Consider the following 20,210-nt stretch of genomic DNA (forward strand, 5'->3'; position numbering starts at 1 on the left):
TCGCCCATGCTAAACCCTGCTGCCCCGGTTGGCCGGATGAACACTGTTCGCCGCCTCGCTCCGCGCGCCGCGGCCGCCGGACCGCGCCCGGGGGAAGTCAGCGGGTCGTGCGTTCACCCCCGTTGATCGCCAGCACCTGACCGGTCACCTGCCGTGCGCCCGGTGAGGCGAGATAGCTTGCCGCGTAGGCGATATCGTCGGGCACGCCGGGGCGCCGAGTGTGCGTCGCGGCGATGAGCGAGTCGCGGCGCTCGGCGGTCAGCCGATCGCGGAAGAACTCGGTGTCGGCGATGTAGCCGGGGGCGATGACGTTCGCGGTGATGCCGTGCGGCCCGAGCTCGGCGGACAGCTGCGTGTTCCACGAGGCCAGACCGGCCTTCGCCGCGCCGTACGCGCCCGCGCCCTTGTCCGCGGCGATGGACCCGATGTTGATCACGGTCCCGCCCGCGCCGAGGCGGTCGCGCAGTGCCGTGGTCATCAGCACGGCGCTGATCAGGTTGGCGTCCAGGTTGGCGCGCCAGGCGGCGGCGAGGGCGGCCAGGTCGCCGGGGGAGGAGCTCTGGTCGAAGTCGGTGTTGCCGCCCGCGTTGTTGACCAGGACATCGATCCGCGCGGGCAGTGCGGTCAGCAGCGCCTCGATCTGTGCGGGATCGGTGGCATCGCAGACGTGGTTGGTGACGCCGAGTTCGGCGGCCGTCGCCCGCAGCGGTTCGGCCCGTCGTCCGGTGATCACCACGGCGTCGCCCGCGGCGGCGAAGATCGCCGCGATCGCCCGTCCGATGCCGGTCGCGCCGCCGGTGACCACAATGTTGCGTGGCATGTCTACCTCTCGTATGGGGTACGTTTAGATCTAAACCGTAGCTCTGGTTTAGATCTAAACGCAACCGTGGAGGCGCACATGGACCCTGACGATCCGGTCGACGCGATCGCACTGGCCTGGCAGCGGGAGCGGCCGGGCACGCCGGTCGACGGCATCGGCGTGGTGACCCGGATCTGGCAGCTGGCCAAGACATTCGGTGACGACCGCCGGCGCGTGCTTGCCGCCGCGGGGGTCGACGCGGCGACCCTCGACCTGCTCAGCGTGCTGCGGCGCAGCGGAACGCCCTATCGGCTGACCACCCGGCAGCTCACGGAGCGGTCGATGCTGACCGCGGGCGCGATCTCCCAGCGCGTCGCGCGGGCCGAGGTCGAGGGGCTGGTGACCCGCGCCCCGCTGGCCGATGGTTCGCGCGGGGTGATCGTCGAATTGACCGATGACGGGCACGCCGTGGTCGAGCGGCTGGTCGATCGCGTGCTCGGCCGTGAGACGGAGCTGCTCTCCGGCCTCACCGCCACCCAGCGCCGCGATCTCACCGAGCTGCTGCGCCTACTGCACCGGGACCTGATGACGCGCTTCGACGATCACAAGATCACCCAGGTGGGTGCGCCGGAGCCGTGAACGGTCGGCCGAAGCGCGAATCACCAACGGCTGCCGCGGGATACGTTCGGCGCGCGGTTCAGCGCAGTGCGAGGGCGAGGAAGAAGTCGACGCGGTCCTCGAGGCGGGACAGGTCGCGCCCGGTGAGTTCCTCGATGCGCTGGATGCGGTAGCGCAGCGTGTTCACGTGCACGTGCAGCAGGTCCGCGCACTTGGTCCAGGATCCGGATACCTCGAGGAAGGTCTCCAGCGTGTGCACGAGATCGGCGCGGTTGTCCTGGTCGTAGGTGGTGAGCGGGTCGAGCAGCCGCAGCCGGAACATGCGGCGCACCTCGTCGGGCACCGACGCGAGCAGCAGCATGTGGGTGGCCAGCTCGTCGTGGCCGACGACGCTGGCGGGCTGTAGTCGCCCCGCCGCCATGCGGCGGGCGTAACGTGCCTCCTCCACCGCGCCGCGCAGCCCCTCGCCGTCGACCACCCCGCTGACGCCGATGGATAGTCGGCTGCCGCCCAGCCCGGGCTCCAAAGCCGTGACCGCGCGGTTGATTTCGTCGATGACCGGGCTGTCCGGCCCGGCCGGGATGAGCGCGATCGCCTCGCCGTCCACCACGCCGGCGGCAGGCCTTCTGCCGTAAAGTATTTCGCGCAACAAGACGCGTAATTCACCGGGGCGCAGGGTGTCGTCGGCGGCCGCCGCGACGGCGATGTAGGTTTCGGCCGGTCCGAGCCCGGTCAGCTCGAGCCGGGAGATGATCTCGGCGGGTTTGGCGTCGGAGACGATCAGCTCGATGAGTTCCTGGGCGAGGCGTCCCTCGGCGCTCTGCCGGTCGTCCTGGCGGGCCCGCTCCAGTGAGACGACTGCGGCCAGCTCCCCGGCCAGCGCGCGGCGTTCCTCCGGCCACTCGGTGTAGTCGCCCTCGAACACCAGGAACCAGTCGGCCGCCCGCGATGTGCGGTGCTCGTCCACCGCGAACAGGGAATACCGGCCGCCCTCCGGCCGGAACGCCAAGGGCAGGCGGCGGGCGCTGAGGAACGCGGTGCTCACCCCCGGCGGCGGCGCGCTCGCGGGCCCGGCCACCGCCCGGCCGGTCGAGGAGATCACCCAGCAGCGCATGCCAAGATCGCGTTCGATGAGTTCGAGGACCGAACCGAGCCCCGCGCCCGAGACGAGCTGGCGGTGCCGGTCCAGGATCGCGGTCAGATCCGCGGCACGGCCGGTCGACAGATTGCGCGTGATCTGCTCGGTGACCTGCGCGAACGCGACGTTCTCCGGAACGCGGAACAGCGGAATCCGATGCTTGCGACAGGCCTCGACCACATCCGGCGGCGCACCGCCGTAGCGGGCGTCGCCCGCGGCCAGCCCGGCCACCCCGGCCTGTGCCAGCGCGCGGACGAATACCTCGCTGTCGGCCGGGTCGTGGCGCCACTGCATGCCGGTGAGGACGAGTTCCCCGCCGGAAAGGTAGCGACCGGGGTCGAGCATGTCGGTGGTCACCACCCAGCGGACGAACCGGTCCAGCTCGTCCTCGCCGGTGACGAGCTCGAGCCCGAGCTCCGCCATGGTCAGCAGGGATCTAAGGCGCACGGTGCGAAGGCTAACAGTCAACCCCCTGGTAAATGCCCTTGGACATTCACACAAAGACTTCGGTGTGAAGTGGCGCACAGTTCAGATTTCTCGTTTCTGGCTGCGGCGTTGCCGGGCGGGTGTACTTGCGGAACAGATTGGCAAGCCCCTACAGGAGGTCAGATGGCAGGCGACATCGGATGGCTCAACTCGTTGCCACCGGACCGGGCCGAACAGGAACTGCTGACCTGCTGTGCGTCCCGGCAGTGGGCGCAGAAGGTCGCGGCGGCCCGGCCCTACCCCGATACCGCGAGCCTGACCGCCGCGGCCGTCGCGACCGTGTGCGAGTTGAGCTGGTCGGATGTCGAGGAGGCGCTCGCGGCGCATCCGCGCATCGGGGACCGGGCCAAGGCCGAGCTGTCCGAACGGGAGGCGAGCTGGTCGCGCGGGGAGCAGTCCGGCGCCGCGAACGCCGACGCCGCCGTGCGGGCCGAACTCGCCGCGGGCAACCGCGCCTATGAGCAGCGTTTCGGGCACGTCTTCCTGATCCGCGCCACCGGGCGCTCCGCCACCGAGATCCTCGCCGAACTGCGTGCGCGCCTGACGAATTCGACGCTCGACGAGCGAATCAAGGTACAGAGCGAGCTCGCCGACATCACCCGGCTGCGGGTGCGAAAGCTGGTGGGGGAGCAGTGAGCCTGTCCACGCATGTGCTGAACGCGGTCACCGGACGCCCCGCGGCGGGGATGCTGGTGCGGCTCTCGGTCGGCGACGGCACGGTGCTCGCCGAACGGCGCACCGACGCGGACGGTCGCATCAAGGATCTGCCCGCGCCTGAAACCGGCACGCACCGGCTGACTTTCGAGACGGGCGAGATCAGCCCGTTCTACCCCTCGGTCACGATCGACTTCACCGTCGATGACCCGGCAGCGCACTACCACGTACCGCTGCTGCTCAGTCCGTATTCCTACTCCACTTATCGAGGTAGCTGAAACAATGTCGATCAAGCTCGGACCGAACCGATACGGCAAGGCGGAGACCCATGTCGTCAGCGTGACGAAAAACGGTGGCGTGCACGAGATCCGCGATCTCAATGTCGGGGTGGCGCTCTCCGGTGACATGGACGACGTGCACCTCACCGGCGACAACGGCGCGGTGCTGCCGACCGACACCCAGAAGAACACCGTCTTCGCCTTCGCCAAGGAGCACGGCATCACCTCGCCCGAGGCGTTCGGTGTTCTGCTGGCACAGCACTTCGTCGGCGCACAGCCGACCATCCACCACGCGCGGGTCAGCGTCGAGGAGTACGCCTGGGAGCGGATCGTGCTCGACCCCGGCGACGAGCAGCACTCGTTCGTACGGTCCGGTCAGGAGACCCGCACCGCGCGGGTGCATCACGACGGTGAAAAGACCTGGGTGGTAGCGGGTTTGCAAGGCCTGGTGGTACTCAACTCGACCGGCTCGGAGTTCCACGGCTATCTGAAGGACAAGTACACGACCCTGAAAGAAGCCTACGACCGCATCCTGGCCACCGAGGTCAACGCGGAGTGGCGCTTCATCGCCGAGCCCGGCGACTGGGACAAGGCCTACCGCCAGGCGCGCGGCGCGCTGCTGGAGGCGTTCGCCGACACCTACAGCTACTCGCTGCAGCAGACGCTGTACGCGATGGGCGAGCGCGTGCTCGCGGCCTGCCCGGAGATCGGCGAGGTGCGCTTGTCGCTGCCGAACAAGCACCACTTCGTGGTCGACCTGTCCGCGTTCGGACTGACCAACGACAACGAGGTGTTCTATGCCGCCGACCGCCCCTACGGCCTGATCGAGGGCACGGTGCTGCGCGAGGACGCGCCCGCCGCGGGCCCGGCGTGGGAGTGACGATGGATTTCTTGCGACCCACCGGCTGGGCCGATGCCCTGGCCATCAAAGCCGAACGCCCCGAAGCGGTGCCGATCCAGGGCGGCACCGACATGATGGTCGAACTCAACTTCGACAAGGGCAGGCCCGATGCCCTGCTCGACCTCAACCCGTGCCGGGAACTGTTCGACCACAAGGAGATCGACGGCAAGATCCGGATCGGTTCCGGCGTGCCGTACGTCAAGATCATCAACCGGCTCGGCAAGCAGCTGCCGGGTCTGGCGCAGGCCTCGCGCACCGTCGGTTCGCCGCAGATCCGCAACCGCGGCACGGTCGGCGGCAATCTCGGCGGCGCCTCCCCGGCCGGTGACGCCCATCCCGCGCTGCTCGCGGGGAACGCGGTCGTCGAGGTGGAGTCGGCGGCGCGCGGCACCAGGATGATCCCGATCGACGACTTCTACCTCTGGGTGCGCAAGACCGCACTCGAGCCGGACGAGCTGATCCGGGCGATCTGGTTGGCGCCCGCCGAAGGGCCGCAATACTTTTCGAAGGTCGGCACGCGCAACGCGATGGTGATCGCGGTGTGCTCGTTCGCGATCGCGCTGTATCCGAGCGACGGGACGGTCCGCACCGGCATCGGTTCGTCGGGGCCGACCCCGCTGCGCGCCGGGCCAGCCGAGGAATTCCTGGCCACCGAGTTGCCCTGGCAGCGGCCCGCACCGCTGAACGAGCGCGTGCTGCGCGAGTTCGGTGCGCTGGTCGCGGCGGCCGCGAAGCCGATCGACGACGTCCGCGGCACCGCGGACTACCGCAAACACGCCCTCTCGGTGCTGGCCCGCCGCACGCTGGGCTGGGCATGGACGGACTACCTGACAGAAAGGAAGGCAGCCTGATGCGCGTGTGCTTCGACGTGAACGGCTCGAAGGAGACCGTGGACGACGTGTGGGAGGGCGAGAGCCTGCTCTACGTGCTGCGGGAGCGGATGGGCCTGCCCGGCTCCAAGAATGCCTGTGAGCAAGGCGAATGTGGTTCGTGCACGGTCTATTTGGATGGCACGCCGGTCTGCTCCTGCCTGGTGGCCGCCGGGCAGGTCGAGGGCCGCTCGGTACGCACCGTGGAGGGGCTCGCCGACGGCGCGGCGCTGGATCCGATGCAGCAGGCCTTCGTCGAGGCCGGCGCGGTGCAATGCGGCTTCTGCACACCCGGTCTCATCGTGCAGGCGCACGATCTGATCGAGCACAACCCCGCGCCGTCCGACGTGGAGATCCGCGAGGCACTGGCCGGAAACCTGTGCCGCTGCACCGGTTACGAGAAGATCCTGGACGCCGTGCGGCTCGCGGCGCAGCGGAAAGCGGCGGCCCGATGAGGACGATCATCGACAACGCCTACATCGCGCCGGTGGTCGGCCCGGAGATCCCGTCCGGGCATCTGGTGCTCGCCGACGGCCGGATCGAGGCGCTCGGCGCCGGACCCGCGCCCGCTGTGCCGGACGCGCAACGGGTCGACGGCACCGGCTGCCTGGTCACCCCCGGCCTGGTGAACACCCACCATCACCTCTACCAGTGGGCGACCCAGGGGCTGTACCAGGACGCCACGCTGTTCGAATGGCTCACCGGCCTCTACCGCACCTGGGCGGGCATGGACGCGGAGGTGGTCTATGGCGCGGCCTCGGCCGGCCTGGGCTGGCTCGCGCTGACCGGCTGCACCACCAGCAGCGACCACCACTACGTGTTCCCGAAGGGCCGCGGCGATCTGTTCGACGCCGAGGTGCGGGCCGCGCACGAGATCGGCATTCGCTTCCACCCGTGCCGTGGTTCGATGGACCGCGGGCAGTCCGCCGGCGGACTGCCGCCGGACGAGGTGGTCGAGGATCGCGACGAGATCCTGCTGAACACCGCGGAAACCATTGACAAATACCATGATCCGTCGTTCGACTCGATGCTGCGGGTCGCGGTGGCGCCGTGCTCGCCGTTCTCGGTGAGCGAGGGCCTGATGACCGATGCCGCCCTGCTGGCCCGCACCAAGGGCGTGCGGCTGCACACCCACCTCGCCGAGACGCTGGACGAGGAAGAGCACTGCCGCGAGCAGATGGGTTGCACCCCGGTCGAATACATGGAGAAGCTCGGCTGGCTCGGCGACGACGTGTGGTTCGCGCACGCGGTGCACCTGCACGACGCCGATATCCGCCGCTTCGCCGAGACCGGTACGGGCTCGGCGCACTGCCCGAGTTCCAATGCCCGGCTCGGTGCCGGAATCGCCAGGGTCTCCGAGCTTTTGCGGGCGGGCGCGACCGTCGGCCTCGGTGTGGACGGCGCGGCCTCCAGCGAACTGACCTCGATGGCGGGGGAGATGCGCCAGGCCATGCTGTTCCAGCGGGCCGTGCACGGCCCGACCGCGCTCACCGCGCGCCAAGCCCTGGAGATCGGCACCCTCGGCGGCGCGCGCAATCTCGGCCGTCAGCAGGAGATCGGCAGCCTCGAGGTCGGCAAGCTCGCCGATATCGCCATGTGGCGGGTGGACGGATTCCGCGCCGCCGTGGCGGATCCCGTCTGTGCCTTGGTGTTCGGCCCGACACCACCGCTGGCGCGACTGCTCGTCGGCGGCCGCACCGTGGTGGCCGAGGACGAACTGCGCACCGTGTCGCACGACGCGGTCGGCCGGGCAGGCGCCGCCGCGCGCAAGCGGCTATTGGAACGGGAGGAAGCACGATGACCGCGGTACGGAGCACCCGGTTCCCCGGCGAGGTCGCCGCGCCCGGCAAGGGCGGGATCGGCGAGAGCCCGCTGCGGCCCGACGGCACGCTGAAGGTCAAGGGCGAGTTCGCCTATGCCTCGGACATGTGGATGGACGGCATGCTGTGGGGCGCCACGCTGCGCAGCCCGCATCCGCGCGCCAGGATCGTGAGCATCGACATCAGCGCGGCGCTCGCGTTGCCTGGTGTGCACGCCGTGCTCACCCACGAGGATGTGCCCGGCCGCAAGTGTTTCGGCCTCGACATGACCTGGGACCAGCCGGTTCTCGCGTTCGACGAGGTGCGCCACCACGGCGAGCCGATCGCGCTGGTCGCCGCGGACCATCCCGAGATCGCGCGCCGCGCGGTCGAGGTGATCGCCATCGAATGGGAGGTGCTGACCCCCATCATCGATCCGCTCGCGGTGATCGCCGATCCCGAGGCCAACAAGGTCCAGGAGCGCGGCGGCATCGCCCGGTATCAGCCGGTGCGAGTGGGGGATATCGCGGTCGGGCGCGCCATGTCCGACGTGGTGGTGACCGGTGAGTACGAGGTCGGCATCCAGGATCAGGCGTTCCTCGGCCCGGAGGCCGGGCTGGTCGCGCCCGGCGAGGACGGTGGGCTCGACTTCTATGTCGCCACCCAGTGGATGCACAACGATCTCGATCAGATCGGTCCCTGTCTCGGCCTGTCCCCGGACCAGATTCGGATGACCATGGCCGGGGTGGGCGGCGCTTTCGGTGGCCGTGAGGACATCTCGATGCAGATCCATGCCGGGATGCTCGCGCTCTACACCGGTAAGCCGATCAAGATGGTGTACAACCGCGAGGAGTCGTTCTTCGGGCACGTGCACCGGCACCCGGCGCAGCTGCGCTATGAATACGGCGCCACCCGCGCGGGCAAGATCGTCTTCGCCGAGGTGCGGATCGTGCTCGACGGTGGCGCGTACACCTCAGCGACGCTCAATGTCACGGGCAACGCGTCCTCGCTGGCGCTCGGCCCCTACGAGGTGCCGCACATCAAGATCGATGCCTACGGTGTGTACACCAACAACCCGCCCTGCGGCGCGATGCGCGGATTCGGTGCGGTGCAAGCCTGTTTCGCGCACGAGTCGATGATGGACAAGCTCGCGCAGGCGCTCGACCTCGATCCGGTGCGCGTCCGGCAGGTGAACGCGGTATCGCAGGGATCGAAGCTGGCGACCGGTCAGGTGGTGCACGCGCCGATGCCGATGGCCGAGATGCTCGGGCAACTGCGTGACATGCCGCTGCCCGCGCCACTGGACCCGGCCGACATCAGGAACCTGCCCGGCGGCGCCTCGCAGACGACCCACGGCGAGGGCGTGGTGCGCGGCGTCGGTTACGGCGTCGGCATCAAGAACATCTGCTTCTCCGAGGGTTTCGACGACTACTCGACCGCTCGGGTGCGCCTCGAGGTGATCGGCGGCGAACCCGTCGCGCTGGTGCACACCGCCGCCGCCGAGGTGGGACAGGGACTGGTCACGGTCGAAGCGCAGATCGTGCGCACCGAACTCGGCATCGAGAAGGTGACCATCCACCCCGCCGACAATCAGATCGACAGCGCGGGTTCCTCCTCGGCCTCCCGCCAGACCTACATGACCGGCGGCGCGGTGAAGGCCGCGTGCGAGGCGGTGCGCCTGCGCGTACTCGCCCTGGCCCAGGAGCGTTTCGGCGCTACCCGCGGGCTGCGGTTGGTCGGCGGGAAGGTGGTGTCGGGCACCGGTGAGGTGTTCGCCGCGATCGTCGACCTGCTCGGCGACGAAGTCATCGAGGAGACCAGGAAATACCACCACAAGCCGACCACCGGCATGGACCCGGTGACCGGGCAGGGCGACAGCCACACGCAGCTGGCCCTGTGCGTGCACCGGGCGGTGGTGGACGTCGACACCGAACTGGGCCTGGTGAAAGTCGTTGCGCTGGACGCGGTCCAGGACGTCGGCAAGATCATGAACCGGCTCTCGCTGGAGGGCCAGATCCACGGTGGCTCAGCGCAGGGCCTCGGCCTCGCGGTCATGGAGGAGATCCAGGTCCGCGACGGCAAGGTGCTCAACCCGTCGTTCACCGACTACTTGATTCCCACGATTCTCGATTCGCCGCCACAGCGGCTCGAGATTCTCGAAAACGCCGACCCGCACGCCCCATACGGGCTGCGCGGCGCCGGAGAGCCACCCACGCTCTCCTCGACTCCCGCGATCGTCGCCGCCATCCGTGACGCGTGCCGAGCGGCGGGAGGAACCGTGCACATCAACCGAGTGCCGGTGCGCCCGGAAGACATCATCCGGAGCAGTTGATCAACAGGGGCTGCGCCGGTCCGCGCGGGCGACCGGATCCCGGTGCCCGCGCGGGCAACCCGGCGCAAGCCCCACAACAGCAAACCGAACCACGCGATACGGCACTACCGCCGGATCGTAGGTCGGCCATGCCCCGAGGAGGGCACGCCATGACCCAAGTACAGACCCACTCCTCCGTACCGGAGCCGGCCACCGGAAGGTCCGCGCTCGACCGATATTTTCGGTTGAGCGAACGCAAAACCTCGGTATCACGCGAGATCCGCGGCGGCATCACCACTTTCGTCGCGATGGCCTACGTTATCCTGCTCGTTCCGCTGATCATCGGCGGGGTACAGGATGTCGACGGCAACACCCTCAGCATCGCCCAACTCACCACGGCCACCGCGTTTTCCGCGGGCCTGAGCACCATTCTGATGGGTTTGGTCGGCAACGTGCCGCTGGCGCTGGCCGCGGGGCTGGGCGTGGTACCGGTGGTCGCTTTCCAGGCGGCACCGCACATGACCTGGCCGCAGGCCATGGGCCTGGTCGTGCTGATGGGCGTGATCATCGTGATCCTGGCCGCCACCGGGTTGCGCACGATGATCATCAACGCCATCCCGCTCGCGCTCAAGAACGCCATCGGCGTCGGGATCGGCATGTTCATCGCGATGATCGGCCTGGTATCGGCCGGGGTGGTCGGGCACGGCGCGCAGACCGGCCCGCCGGTCACCCTCGGCGCGGGCGGACACCTTTCCGGTTGGCCGGTGGTGATTTTCGCGGTCGGGCTGCTGTTGATGCTGGCGCTGTTCATCCGGAAGGTGCCCGGCGCCATCCTGATCAGCATCGCCATCGCCACGGTGCTCGCCATCGTGGTCAACTCGCTGGCGAAGATCGATCCGAAGACCTGGGGTCCGGTCGTGCCGGAGAAGCCGAGCGGGTTGTTCGCCGCGCCGGACTTCGGCCTGCTGTTCGACATCGACCTGATCGGCGGGTTCGCCAAGGCCGGCGGGCTGGTGGCCGGTGTCGTGCTGTTCACCCTGGTGCTCACCGGGTTCTTCGACGCCATGGGCACCGTGTTCGGGGTGTGCGACGAGGCGGGGCTGCTCGACGAGAAGGGCACCATGCCCGGACTCGGCAAGGTGCTGACCGTCGACGGTGTCGGCCAGATCATCGGTGGTCTCAGCGGCGGGGCGGGCAACACCGTCTATGTCGAGTCCGCGACGGGCGTCGGTGAGGGCGCACGTACCGGCTTGACCAGTGTGGTGACCGGTGGATTGTTCTGCCTCGCGGTGTTTTTCACCCCGCTGGCCGCGGTGGTGCCGATCCAGGCCGCCGCACCCGCGCTGGTGCTGGTCGGCGCGCTGATGATGACGCAGGCCCGCAAGATCGACTGGTCGGACCTGGAAGTCGCGGTGCCCGCCTTCCTGACCATCGTGCTGATGCCGTTCACCTACTCGATCACCAACGGGGTCGGCGCGGGTGTGATCGCCTACGTGGTGATCAAGGCGGCCCGCGGAAAGTTCCGCGAAATCCATTGGCTCATCTGGGTGGTCGGGGTGGTGTTCGCCGGCTACTTCGGCATCTCGGCCATCGAACTACTGCTCGGCGGATAGAACGGCGACAACCATGCGTGACCTCGCGACAGAACTCCTGCACTTGCACGCGGCGGGCAAGTCCTACGCCGTCGCCACAGTTATCGGCGTCAGCGGCAGTGCGCCGCGACCGCCCGGCGCCGCCCTCGCGGTCGACGCCGAAGGCATTGTCATCGGCAGCATTTCCGGTGGCTGCGTCGAGGGCGCGGTGTACGAGCTCTGCCGCGAGGCACTGCGCACCGGGCAGCCGGTGCGCGAAAGTTTCGGCTACAGCGACGAGGACGCCTTCGCCGTCGGGCTGACCTGCGGCGGCACCATCGAGGTGTTCGTCCAGCCGATCACCCCCGCGCAGTTCGACACCATCGAGGCGCTGCTGCGCTCGGTCGAGCCGGTCGCGCTGGTCCGGGACGTGAACACCGGCGCCACCATGGCTTTGGGGTCATGGTGGACGCTCGGTGCCACCTTCGACCCGGTGGTCGCGGCGGAGGCGCGGGCCATGCTCGACGCGGGCAGCACCGGCCTGCGGGTCATCGGCTGCGACGACCGGGAGGTCACGGTGTTCGTCGAGTCCGCCGTGCCGCCGCCGCGGATGATCGTCTTCGGCGCTATCGATTTCGCCGCGGCGCTCACCCGGATCGGTCGGTTTCTCGGCTATCACGTCACCGTCTGCGACGCCCGTCCGTTGTTCGCCACAAAGGCACGCTTTCCGGACGCCGACGAGGTCGTGGTCGACTGGCCCGACCGGTATCTGCGGCACACCGCGGTAGACGCGCGCACCGTGCTGTGCGTCCTGACCCATGATCCCAAGTTCGATATCCCGTTGCTGGAGTTGGCCTTACGGATGCCTGTCGCCTACGTGGGCGCGATGGGGTCGCGCCGCACGCACGAGGACCGGATGGCGGGACTGCGCAGCGCGGGCCTGTCGGAAACCGAACTGTCCGCGCTGCATTCACCGATCGGACTCGATCTCGGCGGACGCACCCCCGAGGAGACCGCGGTAGCCATCGCCGCGGAGATCGTCGCGGTCCGCCGCGGCGGTTCGGCGCAGCCGTTGCGCGCGAGCGGCGGACCGATTCATCGCGACCTGATCCCCACGTGGTGATCGCGCCGCGCCGCGATATTTCCGCGCTGGAGCATCATACAAATTCGACTTCGGAATGATCGGCCGATTTGGGCTGATCTCAGCTATCCGAAAACTGTGCAATCCCTGCATACTTGGTGAAATTCGACACAAAGGACCCGATTATGCCGTTGATTTTTCTGAACGGTTCCGCCATGCGCGGAGGGCCGCTCAATCATCTGCTGCGCGGGGCGCCTTTCGCGGGTGAAGCGAAAACCGCGCCGCGCTACCGGTTCTTCTCGGTGGGCGACCGATTCCCCGGTCTGGACCCCGCCGCGGACGGTGGCGACTCGATCAGCGGCGAGCTGTTCGACGTGCCCATGGACGTGCTGCGGGAATATCTGCTGCCCGCCGAGCCGCCCGAACTGGAGTTGGGCGCGATCGAACTCGACGACGGCCGCTCGGTGCTGTCGATGGTGCTGCGCAAGCCGCCGACGTCCTACCCGGAGCTGATCGACATCACCCGCGTCGGCAGTTGGAAGAAATATCGCGAAGGAGCTGAGTGAAGCATTACGCAGGGGAGTCCGGTCTCCCGAAATTCGACGTCAACTGCTCTATTCTTTTCACGGATCTGCCGCTGTTGCAGCGGCCCGCCGCGGCCAAGGCCGCGGGATTCGACGCCGTCGAATTCTGGTGGCCCTTCGGCGAGAATCCGACGCCCGAGGACAAGGAAATCGACGCGTTCGTGCGCGCGCTCGACGATGCCGGTGTGGCACTGGTCGGGCTGAACTTCCTCGATCTGATTCCGGCGGGGCGTGGGCTGGTGTCGGTGCCCGGCGAAGCCGCGCGCTTCCGGGACAACATCGAAGTGGCCGTCGGGATCGCGGAGCGCACCGGGTGCCGCGCGTTGAACGCGCTGTACGGCAACCGGATCGCGGGCGAGGACCCGGCGCGACAGGACGAGCTCGCGCTGGAGAACCTGCGCCTGGCCGCTCGCGCCGCCGCGCGGATCGATGCCGTCGTCTTGGTCGAGGCGCTCAATGCCCATGAGTCGCCGCACTATCCGATCGTCAGCGCCGAACACGCCGTGCGCGTGATCGAGCAGACCGGCGAGCCCAACGTGCGCTTCCTCTGCGACCTTTACCACCTCGCCCGGATGGACGAGAACCTGATCGAGGTGATCGAGCGCTACGCGCCCCATATCGGTCACGTGCAGATCGCGGACGACCCCGGTCGCGGCAGGCCGGGCACCGGCGAACTCGATTTCGCCGGCCTGTTCGCCGCCCTCGCCGACGCAGGCTACGACGGCTGGATCGGCCTCGAATACAAAGACCCAGAGCTGGATTGGAAGTGGATGCGGGCATGAGCAACATTGGTTTTATCGGCCTAGGGATCATGGGTAGCCCGATGGCGGGCCACCTCGTCGCGGCCGGGCACGAGGTCACCGGTTACGACATCGGCCCCAAGGGCTTGAAGAAGCTAGAGGAGGCGGGCGGTTCCGTCGCGGGCAGCGTCGCCGAGGCGGTGCGCAAGAAGGACATCGTGATCACGATGCTGCCGCAGGACGAGCAGATCGAAGAGGTCTTCGGCGACATCGTCGCGCACACCGAGCCGGGCACGCTGTACATCGACTTCTCCACCATCACCCCGAAGACGGCCAAGTGGACCGCCGCGGAGGGCAAGAAGAACCGCCTGCGGGTGCTGGACGCTCCGGTCAGCGGCGGCGAGGCGGGCGCGGTCAGCGCGGCGCTGTCGATCATGGTCGGCGGCACGCAGGCCGACTTCGAGGCGGCCACACCGATTTTCGAGGCACTCGGCAAGACCTTCGCGCTGGTGGGTGGTAACGGCGCGGGCCAATGCGTCAAAGCCGCCAACCAACTCGTCGTCGGCGGGACCTATGCCCTTGTCGCCGAGGCCATCCTGCTGATGGAGAACCTCGGCGCGGATGCGGAAAAGGGCCTGGACGTGCTGGCGGGCGGGCTCGCGGGCAGCAAGATCCTCGAGCTCAAGCGGGCGAGCATGCTGGCCCGCAACTTCGTCCCCGGTTTCCGGATCGACCTGCACCACAAGGACATGGGGATCATCCAGGCCGCCGCGCGCGAGGCCGAGGTGGCCATTCCGATGGGCGCGTTGACCGCGCAACTCATCGCCGCCGCCAGGGCGATGGGTTACGGCTCGCTGGACCACTCCGGTCTGCTGCTGGTCGCCGAGGCATTGTCGGGCAAGGGCGAATGAACGCCGTGACGCGCGACAGCCGGGCCACTCACACGACATTGCACCCCATGCACTTTCGCGCTACGCGCCATAACAAGGAGGTCTGATCATGGCTCGGATGCGTGCGGTTGATGCGGCGGTGTTGATTTTGGTGCGGGAGGGGGCGGTGCAGGCGTTTGGTTTGCCTGGTGCGGCGATTAATCCGTTCTATTCGGCGTTGCGGGCTCATGGTGGGGTGCGGCATGTGTTGGCGCGGCATGTGGAGGCGGCGTCGCATATGGCGGAGGGGTTCTCGCGGGCTGGGGTGGGGAATATCGGGGTGTGTGTGGGGACGTCGGGTCCGGCGGGGACGGACATGATTACGGGGTTGTATTCGGCGAGTGCGGATTCGGTGCCGATGTTGTGTATTACGGGTCAGGCGCCGGTGTCGAGGTTGCATAAGGAGGATTTTCAGGCGGTTGATATCGCGGCGGTGGCGGGGCCGGTGGCGAAGTGGGCGGTGACGGTGTTGGAGCCGGCGCAGGTGCCGGGGACGTTTCAGAAGGCGTTTCGGGTGATGCGGGAGGGTCGTCCGGGTCCGGTGTTGATTGATTTGCCGATTGATGTGCAGTTGGCTGAGATCGAGTTCGATATCGAGGCGTATGAGCCGTTGGTGGTGTCGCGGCCTGCGGCGTCGCGGGCGCAGGCGGTGAAGGTGTTGTCGATGTTGGGGTCGGCGCAGCGGCCGGTGATCGTGGCTGGTGGTGGGGTGGTGAACGCGGACGCGGCGGGGTTGTTGGTGGAGTTCGCGGAGTTGACCGGTGTTCCGGTGGTGCCGACGTTGATGGGGTGGGGTGTGATCGGTGATGATCATCGGTTGCATGCGGGGATGGTGGGGTTGCAGACGTCGCATCGGTATGGGAACGAGACGTTGCTGGCGTCGGATTTCGTGTTGGGGATCGGGAATCGGTGGGCGAACAGGCATACCGGTGGGGTGGAGACCTATACGCGGGGTCGGCGGTTTGTGCATGTCGATATCGAGCCGACGCAGATCGGGCGGGTGTTCGCTCCGGATTTGGGGATCACCTCGGATGCGGGGGCGGCGTTGGCGGTGTTCGTGGAGGTGGCGCGGGAGTTGCGGGCGGCGGGGGAGTTGCCGGATCGTCGGGAGTGGGCTGAGCAGGTCCGGGCGCGGAAGCGGCGGGGGTTGCGTAAGACGCATTTCGATGCGGTGCCGATCAAACCGCAGCGGGTGTATGAGGAGATGAATCGGGTGTTCGGGCCGCAGACGCGGTATGTGAGCACGATCGGGTTGTCCCAGATCCAGGCCGCGCAGTTGTTGCATGTGTATCGGCCGCGGCATTGGATCAATGCGGGTCAGGCGGGTCCGTTGGGGTGGACGTTGCCCGCGGCGCTGGGGGTGGCGACCGCGGTGCCGGACGCGATGGTGGTCGCTTTGTCCGGGGACTACGACTTCCAGTTCCTGATCGAGGAGTTGGCGGTGGGTGCGCAGTTCAATATCCCGTATATCCATGTGGTGGTGAACAATTCGTATCTGGGGTTGATCCGGCAAGCGCAACGCCAGTTCGATATGGACTATTATGTGCGGCTCGATTTCGACAACATCAACAGTCCCGAGGTCGGTGGCTATGGTGTCGATCATGTGAAGGTCGCCGAAGGGCTCGGTTGCAAGGCGATCCGTGTCTTCGAGCCCGACAACATCGGTCCCGCGTTGGAAGAGGCGAAGAAGTTGATGGCCGAGCATCGGGTGCCGGTGGTGGTCGAGGTCATCCTCGAACGCGTCACGAATGTGTCGATGGGGTTGGAGATCGACAACATCGTCGAATACGAAGAACTCGCCGTCACCACCGCCGACGCACCCACCGCCACCTTCCCTGTCGACGAGCCGGTGGGAGGCGGGCGGTGAGCAGGCCGGACGCACCGCCCGCACTGCGCGCCGCGCTCACCCGCGGCGGGTGGCGCGACGGGTATTGCGTTCTCGCACCGGACAAGTTCAAGGGCTCGCTCACCGCGCCCGAGGTCGCCGCGCACCTCGCGACCGGACTGCGCCGGGCGCGCCCGGATCTCCCGCTCGTCACCATGCCGGTGGCCGACGGCGGGGACGGCACGGTGGACGCGGTGGTGGAATCGGGATTCGTTCGATTCCAGACCAGCGTGACCGGTCCGCTGGGCCTGCCGGTGGCCGCCTCGTTCGCGATGAGGGGCGAGGCGGCCGTGATCGAGCTGGCGGAAGCGTCCGGCCTGCGTCGGCTGCCCGTGCGGCCGACCTTTCACACCGCCATGACCGCGACCAGTTACGGCACCGGCGAATTGATTCGCGCGGCGGCCGGTCGCGGTGCGCGTCAGGTGGTGCTCGGGCTCGGCGGCAGCGCCTGCACCGACGGCGGGGTCGGCATGATGTCCGCGCTGGGCGTGCGCTTCCTCGACGAGCACGATCACGAATTGCCGCCCGGCGCGGCGGCATTGAGCAGGCTGGCCCGCATCGACGCCACCGATATGGTGCAGGTGCCGGTGGTCGTCGCCTCCGACGTCGACAACCCGCTGCTCGGACCGCGCGGCGCGGCTCAGGTCTACGGTCCGCAGAAGGGGGCGCGTCAGCGCGAGGTCGACGAAATGGGGTGGGGCCTGGCCCGTTTGGCGGCCATCGTCGAACGCGACCTCGGCGCCGCCGTGGCGCAGCGGCCCGGCGCGGGCGCGGCGGGCGGCGTCGGCTACGCGGCACTCGCCTTCCTCGGCGCGACCGTCCGGCCGGGCATCGAGTTGATCCTCGAGCTGATGTCGTTCCCCGAGCAGATCGAGGGCGCCCGCCTGGTGATCACCGGTGAAGGGTCGCTCGACGCCCAGAGCCTGCACGGCAAAGCGCCGGTCGGGGTCGCGCGGGCGGCGGCGCGCGCGGGCGTGCCCGTCGTCGCGGTGGCCGGGCAGCGCGCGCTCACCGACGCGCAGTTGCGCGGCGCCCACATCGAAACCGCTTACGCGCTCACCGATCTCGAGCCCGACCCCGAGATCTGCATCGCGCAGGCGGGACCACTGCTGGAAAAGCTGGCCGGCGAGATCGCCGGTGCCTGGTTGGGAGCGAACGCTCATGCATGACTTGGTGATCCGATCCCGGCGGGTGGCACTGCCGGAAGGAATTCGCGCGGCCTCGATCGCCGTGCGGGACGGCAAGATCGCGGCGCTGGCCGACTACGAGGCGGTGCTGCCCGCCGCGGCGACCACCGACCTCGCCGATCTCGTCGTGCTGCCCGGACTCGTGGATTCGCATGTGCACGTGAACGAGCCGGGGCGCACCGAGTGGGAAGGTTTCGCCACGGCCACCAAGGCGGCCGCGGCGGGCGGCGTGACGACGATCGTCGACATGCCGCTGAACTCGTTGCCGCCGACGGTCACCGTGGCCGACCTGAACACCAAACGCGCTGTCGCGGACGGCCAATGCCATGTGGACGTGGCCTTCTGGGGCGGTGCGATTCCCGGCAACCTGGCGTCGCTGCGGCCACTGCACGAGGCGGGGGTGGTCGGCTTCAAATGCTTCCTCTCGCCCTCGGGGGTGGATGAGTTTCCGCCGCTCGGGCTCGGTGAGATCGAGCAGGTGATGCGCGAGCTCGCCGCGTTCGACGGTCTGCTCGTGGTGCACGCCGAAGATCCGGTGCAACTGCGTGATCCGGTCGACGGAACGTATGGCGCGTTTCTCGCTTCCCGGCCGGGGGAGGCGGAAAAGGCCGCGGTGCAGGAAGTCATCGCGCTCGCCGAGCTCACCGGGGTGCGGGCGCACATCCTGCACGTCTCGGCCGCCGCCTGCCTCGAACCGTTGGCCGCGGCGCAAGCCCGTGGTGTGCGGATCACCGCCGAGACCTGTCCGCACTACCTGACCCTCTCGGCGGCCGAGGCATCGTCCACCGCGTTCAAATGCTGTCCGCCGATTCGTGATTCGGGCAATCAGGACCAACTGTGGCAGGGCTTGGCCGCCGGGGTGCTCAGCTGCGTGGTCTCCGACCATTCGCCGTGCACGCCGGAATTGAAGGAGGGGGACTTCGCCACCGCGTGGGGCGGGATCTCGTCGCTTCAGATCGGGCTGCCCGCCGTATGGACGGCCGCCGCCGAACGCGGGTTCCGGCTCACCGATGTGGTGGGCTGGATGGCCACCGCCCCGGCGCGGCTGGCCGGGCTGCCGCAGAAGGGCCGGATCGCGGTCGGCTGCGACGCCGATCTCGTGGCCTTCGATCCGTGGGCGCCGGTCACCGTCGATCCCGCCGCGCTGGCGCACAAGAACCCCATCACGCCCTACGGCGGACGGGAGCTGCGCGGGCTGGTGCACGCCACCTGGCTGCGCGGCCGGGTGGTCGGCAACGGACACCCGCCGACCGGGGCGCTGCTCACCCAGCCCGGAGCCACAGTGCGCCAATCCGATGCCGCATCCGCCGACCTCATCGCGAACCGCAACCGACAAGGGAAATATGTCTGACTTCACCAGCCTGCCGGACCTCGCGCTGCGCACCAACCGCGCAGGCGTGATCGCCGCGAGCGACGAATCGTTCGAAGAGCGCGAGAATCTCATCAACCCGTGGGAACCCCGGTTCGCCGCGCACACCTTCGGTCCCAAGGGGCAGGAGTACGACGGCTGGGAGACCCGCCGCCATCGCGGACCGGGCCACGACTGGGCCATCATCCGGCTCGGCATGCAGGGCGTGATCCGCGGCGTCGTCGTCGACACGGCGTGGTTCAAAGGCAACTATCCGCCGTTCGCCTCCATCGAGGCCTGCCGGGTGCCCGGGTATCCGTCGGTGGCGCAGCTGGATTCGGCCGAATGGGTCGACATCGTGCCGCGCACCGCGCTGGGTGGTGACGCCAAGCACGAGCTGCCGGTCACCGACGAGCGCATCTTCACCCATGTGCGATTGAACATCTTCCCGGACGGCGGCGTCGCCCGGTTGCGCGTGCACGGAGAGGTGGTCCCGGAGCCGGCGCTGCTCACCGGGCTCACCGTCGACCTGGCCGCGCTCGAGCACGGCGCGCGGACCATCGCCTGCTCCAACATGTTCTACTCGGCGCCGGACAACATGCTCGCCCCCGGCTTGGCCCGCAACCAGGCCGAAGGGTGGGAGACCGCGCGTCGGCGCGACGGCGGGAACGACTGGGCGACAATCAAGCTCGCCGCACAGGGCGTGCCCGCGCTGATCGAGATCGACACCACCAACCTGTTGTTCAACGCGCCCGGCGAGACCCGCATCGTGGCCATCGATCATCAGGGGCCGGGCCCGCTGCCCGCGACCGACGATCCGGCCTGGTTCGAGCTGCTGCCGCGCACCGCGCTGCAGCCCGACACCCCGCACCGGTTCCGGCTCGCGCCGTCCGAGCGGGCCGCCACGCACGTCCGGGTCGACATCTACCCGGACGGCGGTATCGCGCGGCTGCGCGTGCTCGGTGCGCTGACCGCCGCGGCCGAGCAGGCGCTGCACGCGCGCTGGTCGGCGGGCGGAAAGTGATTCGCGCG

At 68.7% G+C, this 20,210-nt stretch carries 19 protein-coding genes; 17 read left to right on the plus strand and 2 right to left on the minus strand.

Features of this window, described 5'->3' with window-relative positions; all coding sequences use genetic code 11:
- Window positions 1–97: 97 nt before the first annotated feature.
- Window positions 98–820 (minus strand): SDR family NAD(P)-dependent oxidoreductase, encoded by a 723-nt coding sequence (locus tag F5X71_RS14940; RefSeq protein WP_167462503.1) that lies wholly within the window; start codon window positions 818–820, stop codon window positions 98–100.
- Between the two features lie 78 nt (window positions 821–898).
- Between F5X71_RS14940 and F5X71_RS14945 the strand changes: the two genes are divergently transcribed.
- Window positions 899–1,438 (plus strand): MarR family winged helix-turn-helix transcriptional regulator, encoded by a 540-nt coding sequence (locus F5X71_RS14945; RefSeq protein ID WP_167462504.1) that lies wholly within the window; start codon window positions 899–901, stop codon window positions 1,436–1,438.
- Between the two features lie 58 nt (window positions 1,439–1,496).
- Here the strand turns inward: F5X71_RS14945 and F5X71_RS14950 are convergent, their stop codons facing one another.
- Entirely contained in the window at window positions 1,497–3,002 is a 1,506-nt protein-coding gene (locus F5X71_RS14950) for a PucR family transcriptional regulator (protein WP_167462505.1), read from the minus strand.
- A gap of 162 nt (window positions 3,003–3,164) precedes the next feature.
- Here F5X71_RS14950 and uraD point away from each other — a divergent pair, with 162 nt between their 5' ends.
- The 16 genes from uraD (at window position 3,165) to alc (ending at window position 20,202) form a co-directional block, all read left to right on the plus strand.
- Complete coding sequence (gene uraD / locus F5X71_RS14955; RefSeq protein ID WP_167462506.1) at window positions 3,165–3,677, plus strand: 2-oxo-4-hydroxy-4-carboxy-5-ureidoimidazoline decarboxylase; 513 nt, start codon at window positions 3,165–3,167, stop codon at window positions 3,675–3,677.
- On the plus strand, window positions 3,674–3,973 hold the full coding sequence (uraH, locus tag F5X71_RS14960; protein ID WP_167462507.1) for a hydroxyisourate hydrolase: 300 nt from the start codon (window positions 3,674–3,676) through the stop codon (window positions 3,971–3,973). Before uraD ends, uraH begins: the two co-directional genes overlap by 4 nt.
- 4 nt (window positions 3,974–3,977) lie before the next feature.
- Window positions 3,978–4,853: a factor-independent urate hydroxylase gene (pucL, locus tag F5X71_RS14965; protein ID WP_167462508.1), complete on the plus strand. Its 876-nt coding sequence runs from the start codon at window positions 3,978–3,980 to the stop codon at window positions 4,851–4,853.
- 2 nt (window positions 4,854–4,855) lie between these two features.
- Entirely contained in the window at window positions 4,856–5,725 is an 870-nt protein-coding gene (locus tag F5X71_RS14970) for an FAD binding domain-containing protein (RefSeq protein WP_167462509.1), read from the plus strand.
- Window positions 5,725–6,198: a (2Fe-2S)-binding protein gene (locus F5X71_RS14975; RefSeq protein WP_167462510.1), complete on the plus strand. Its 474-nt coding sequence runs from the start codon at window positions 5,725–5,727 to the stop codon at window positions 6,196–6,198. The genes F5X71_RS14970 and F5X71_RS14975 overlap by 1 nt, the downstream gene beginning before the upstream one ends.
- Window positions 6,195–7,544, plus strand: a complete 1,350-nt coding sequence (locus F5X71_RS14980; RefSeq protein WP_174817071.1) for an 8-oxoguanine deaminase — start codon at window positions 6,195–6,197, stop codon at window positions 7,542–7,544. Before F5X71_RS14975 ends, F5X71_RS14980 begins: the two co-directional genes overlap by 4 nt.
- Window positions 7,541–9,874, plus strand: a complete 2,334-nt coding sequence (locus tag F5X71_RS14985; RefSeq protein ID WP_174817072.1) for a xanthine dehydrogenase family protein molybdopterin-binding subunit — start codon at window positions 7,541–7,543, stop codon at window positions 9,872–9,874. The genes F5X71_RS14980 and F5X71_RS14985 overlap by 4 nt, the downstream gene beginning before the upstream one ends.
- A gap of 149 nt (window positions 9,875–10,023) precedes the next feature.
- Complete coding sequence (locus tag F5X71_RS14990; protein ID WP_167462511.1) at window positions 10,024–11,466, plus strand: NCS2 family permease; 1,443 nt, start codon at window positions 10,024–10,026, stop codon at window positions 11,464–11,466.
- A 13-nt stretch (window positions 11,467–11,479) separates the two neighbouring features.
- Window positions 11,480–12,547: an XdhC family protein gene (locus F5X71_RS14995; RefSeq protein WP_167462512.1), complete on the plus strand. Its 1,068-nt coding sequence runs from the start codon at window positions 11,480–11,482 to the stop codon at window positions 12,545–12,547.
- Window positions 12,548–12,690: 143 nt separating this feature from the next.
- The gene (locus F5X71_RS15000) at window positions 12,691–13,071 is read left to right on the plus strand and encodes an allophanate hydrolase-related protein (protein WP_167462513.1); all 381 of its coding nucleotides are present in this window, start codon (window positions 12,691–12,693) and stop codon (window positions 13,069–13,071) included.
- Window positions 13,068–13,871, plus strand: coding sequence for a hydroxypyruvate isomerase family protein (locus F5X71_RS15005; RefSeq protein ID WP_167462514.1), 804 nt, complete (start codon window positions 13,068–13,070; stop codon window positions 13,869–13,871). The genes F5X71_RS15000 and F5X71_RS15005 overlap by 4 nt, the downstream gene beginning before the upstream one ends.
- Window positions 13,868–14,740, plus strand: a complete 873-nt coding sequence (locus F5X71_RS15010) for an NAD(P)-dependent oxidoreductase (protein WP_167462515.1) — start codon at window positions 13,868–13,870, stop codon at window positions 14,738–14,740. The genes F5X71_RS15005 and F5X71_RS15010 overlap by 4 nt, the downstream gene beginning before the upstream one ends.
- An 88-nt stretch (window positions 14,741–14,828) precedes the next feature.
- On the plus strand, window positions 14,829–16,625 hold the full coding sequence (gene gcl, locus F5X71_RS15015) for a glyoxylate carboligase (RefSeq protein WP_167462516.1): 1,797 nt from the start codon (window positions 14,829–14,831) through the stop codon (window positions 16,623–16,625).
- Window positions 16,622–17,812, plus strand: a complete 1,191-nt coding sequence (locus tag F5X71_RS15020) for a glycerate kinase (RefSeq protein WP_203218303.1) — start codon at window positions 16,622–16,624, stop codon at window positions 17,810–17,812. The genes gcl and F5X71_RS15020 overlap by 4 nt, the downstream gene beginning before the upstream one ends.
- Window positions 17,805–19,181, plus strand: coding sequence for an allantoinase AllB (gene allB / locus F5X71_RS15025; RefSeq protein ID WP_167462517.1), 1,377 nt, complete (start codon window positions 17,805–17,807; stop codon window positions 19,179–19,181). The genes F5X71_RS15020 and allB overlap by 8 nt, the downstream gene beginning before the upstream one ends.
- Window positions 19,174–20,202: an allantoicase gene (gene alc, locus F5X71_RS15030; RefSeq protein ID WP_167462518.1), complete on the plus strand. Its 1,029-nt coding sequence runs from the start codon at window positions 19,174–19,176 to the stop codon at window positions 20,200–20,202. Before allB ends, alc begins: the two co-directional genes overlap by 8 nt.
- The last annotated feature ends 8 nt before the right edge of the window (window positions 20,203–20,210 follow it).

The organism is Nocardia brasiliensis (assembly GCF_011801125.1).
In the GTDB taxonomy this organism is placed as follows: Bacteria; Actinomycetota; Actinomycetes; order Mycobacteriales; family Mycobacteriaceae; genus Nocardia; species Nocardia brasiliensis_C.

Excerpts from the sequence above, each read along its gene's own strand:
- F5X71_RS14995 (WP_167462512.1), top strand. The coding sequence starts at position 11,480 with ATGCGTGACCTCGCGACAGAACTCCTGCACTTGCACGCGGCGGGCAAG.
- F5X71_RS14985 (WP_174817072.1), top strand. The coding sequence starts at position 7,541 with ATGACCGCGGTACGGAGCACCCGGTTCCCCGGCGAGGTCGCCGCGCCC.
- allB (WP_167462517.1), top strand. The coding sequence starts at position 17,805 with ATGCATGACTTGGTGATCCGATCCCGGCGGGTGGCACTGCCGGAAGGA.
- F5X71_RS15000 (WP_167462513.1), top strand. The coding sequence starts at position 12,691 with ATGCCGTTGATTTTTCTGAACGGTTCCGCCATGCGCGGAGGGCCGCTC.
- pucL (WP_167462508.1), top strand. The coding sequence starts at position 3,978 with ATGTCGATCAAGCTCGGACCGAACCGATACGGCAAGGCGGAGACCCAT.
- F5X71_RS14940 (WP_167462503.1), bottom strand. The coding sequence starts at position 820 with ATGCCACGCAACATTGTGGTCACCGGCGGCGCGACCGGCATCGGACGG.
- F5X71_RS14945 (WP_167462504.1), top strand. The coding sequence starts at position 899 with ATGGACCCTGACGATCCGGTCGACGCGATCGCACTGGCCTGGCAGCGG.
- uraD (WP_167462506.1), top strand. The coding sequence starts at position 3,165 with ATGGCAGGCGACATCGGATGGCTCAACTCGTTGCCACCGGACCGGGCC.
- F5X71_RS14990 (WP_167462511.1), top strand. The coding sequence starts at position 10,024 with ATGACCCAAGTACAGACCCACTCCTCCGTACCGGAGCCGGCCACCGGA.
- F5X71_RS15010 (WP_167462515.1), top strand. The coding sequence starts at position 13,868 with ATGAGCAACATTGGTTTTATCGGCCTAGGGATCATGGGTAGCCCGATG.
- alc (WP_167462518.1), top strand. The coding sequence starts at position 19,174 with ATGTCTGACTTCACCAGCCTGCCGGACCTCGCGCTGCGCACCAACCGC.
- F5X71_RS14970 (WP_167462509.1), top strand. The coding sequence starts at position 4,856 with ATGGATTTCTTGCGACCCACCGGCTGGGCCGATGCCCTGGCCATCAAA.
- gcl (WP_167462516.1), top strand. The coding sequence starts at position 14,829 with ATGGCTCGGATGCGTGCGGTTGATGCGGCGGTGTTGATTTTGGTGCGG.
- F5X71_RS14975 (WP_167462510.1), top strand. The coding sequence starts at position 5,725 with ATGCGCGTGTGCTTCGACGTGAACGGCTCGAAGGAGACCGTGGACGAC.
- F5X71_RS14980 (WP_174817071.1), top strand. The coding sequence starts at position 6,195 with ATGAGGACGATCATCGACAACGCCTACATCGCGCCGGTGGTCGGCCCG.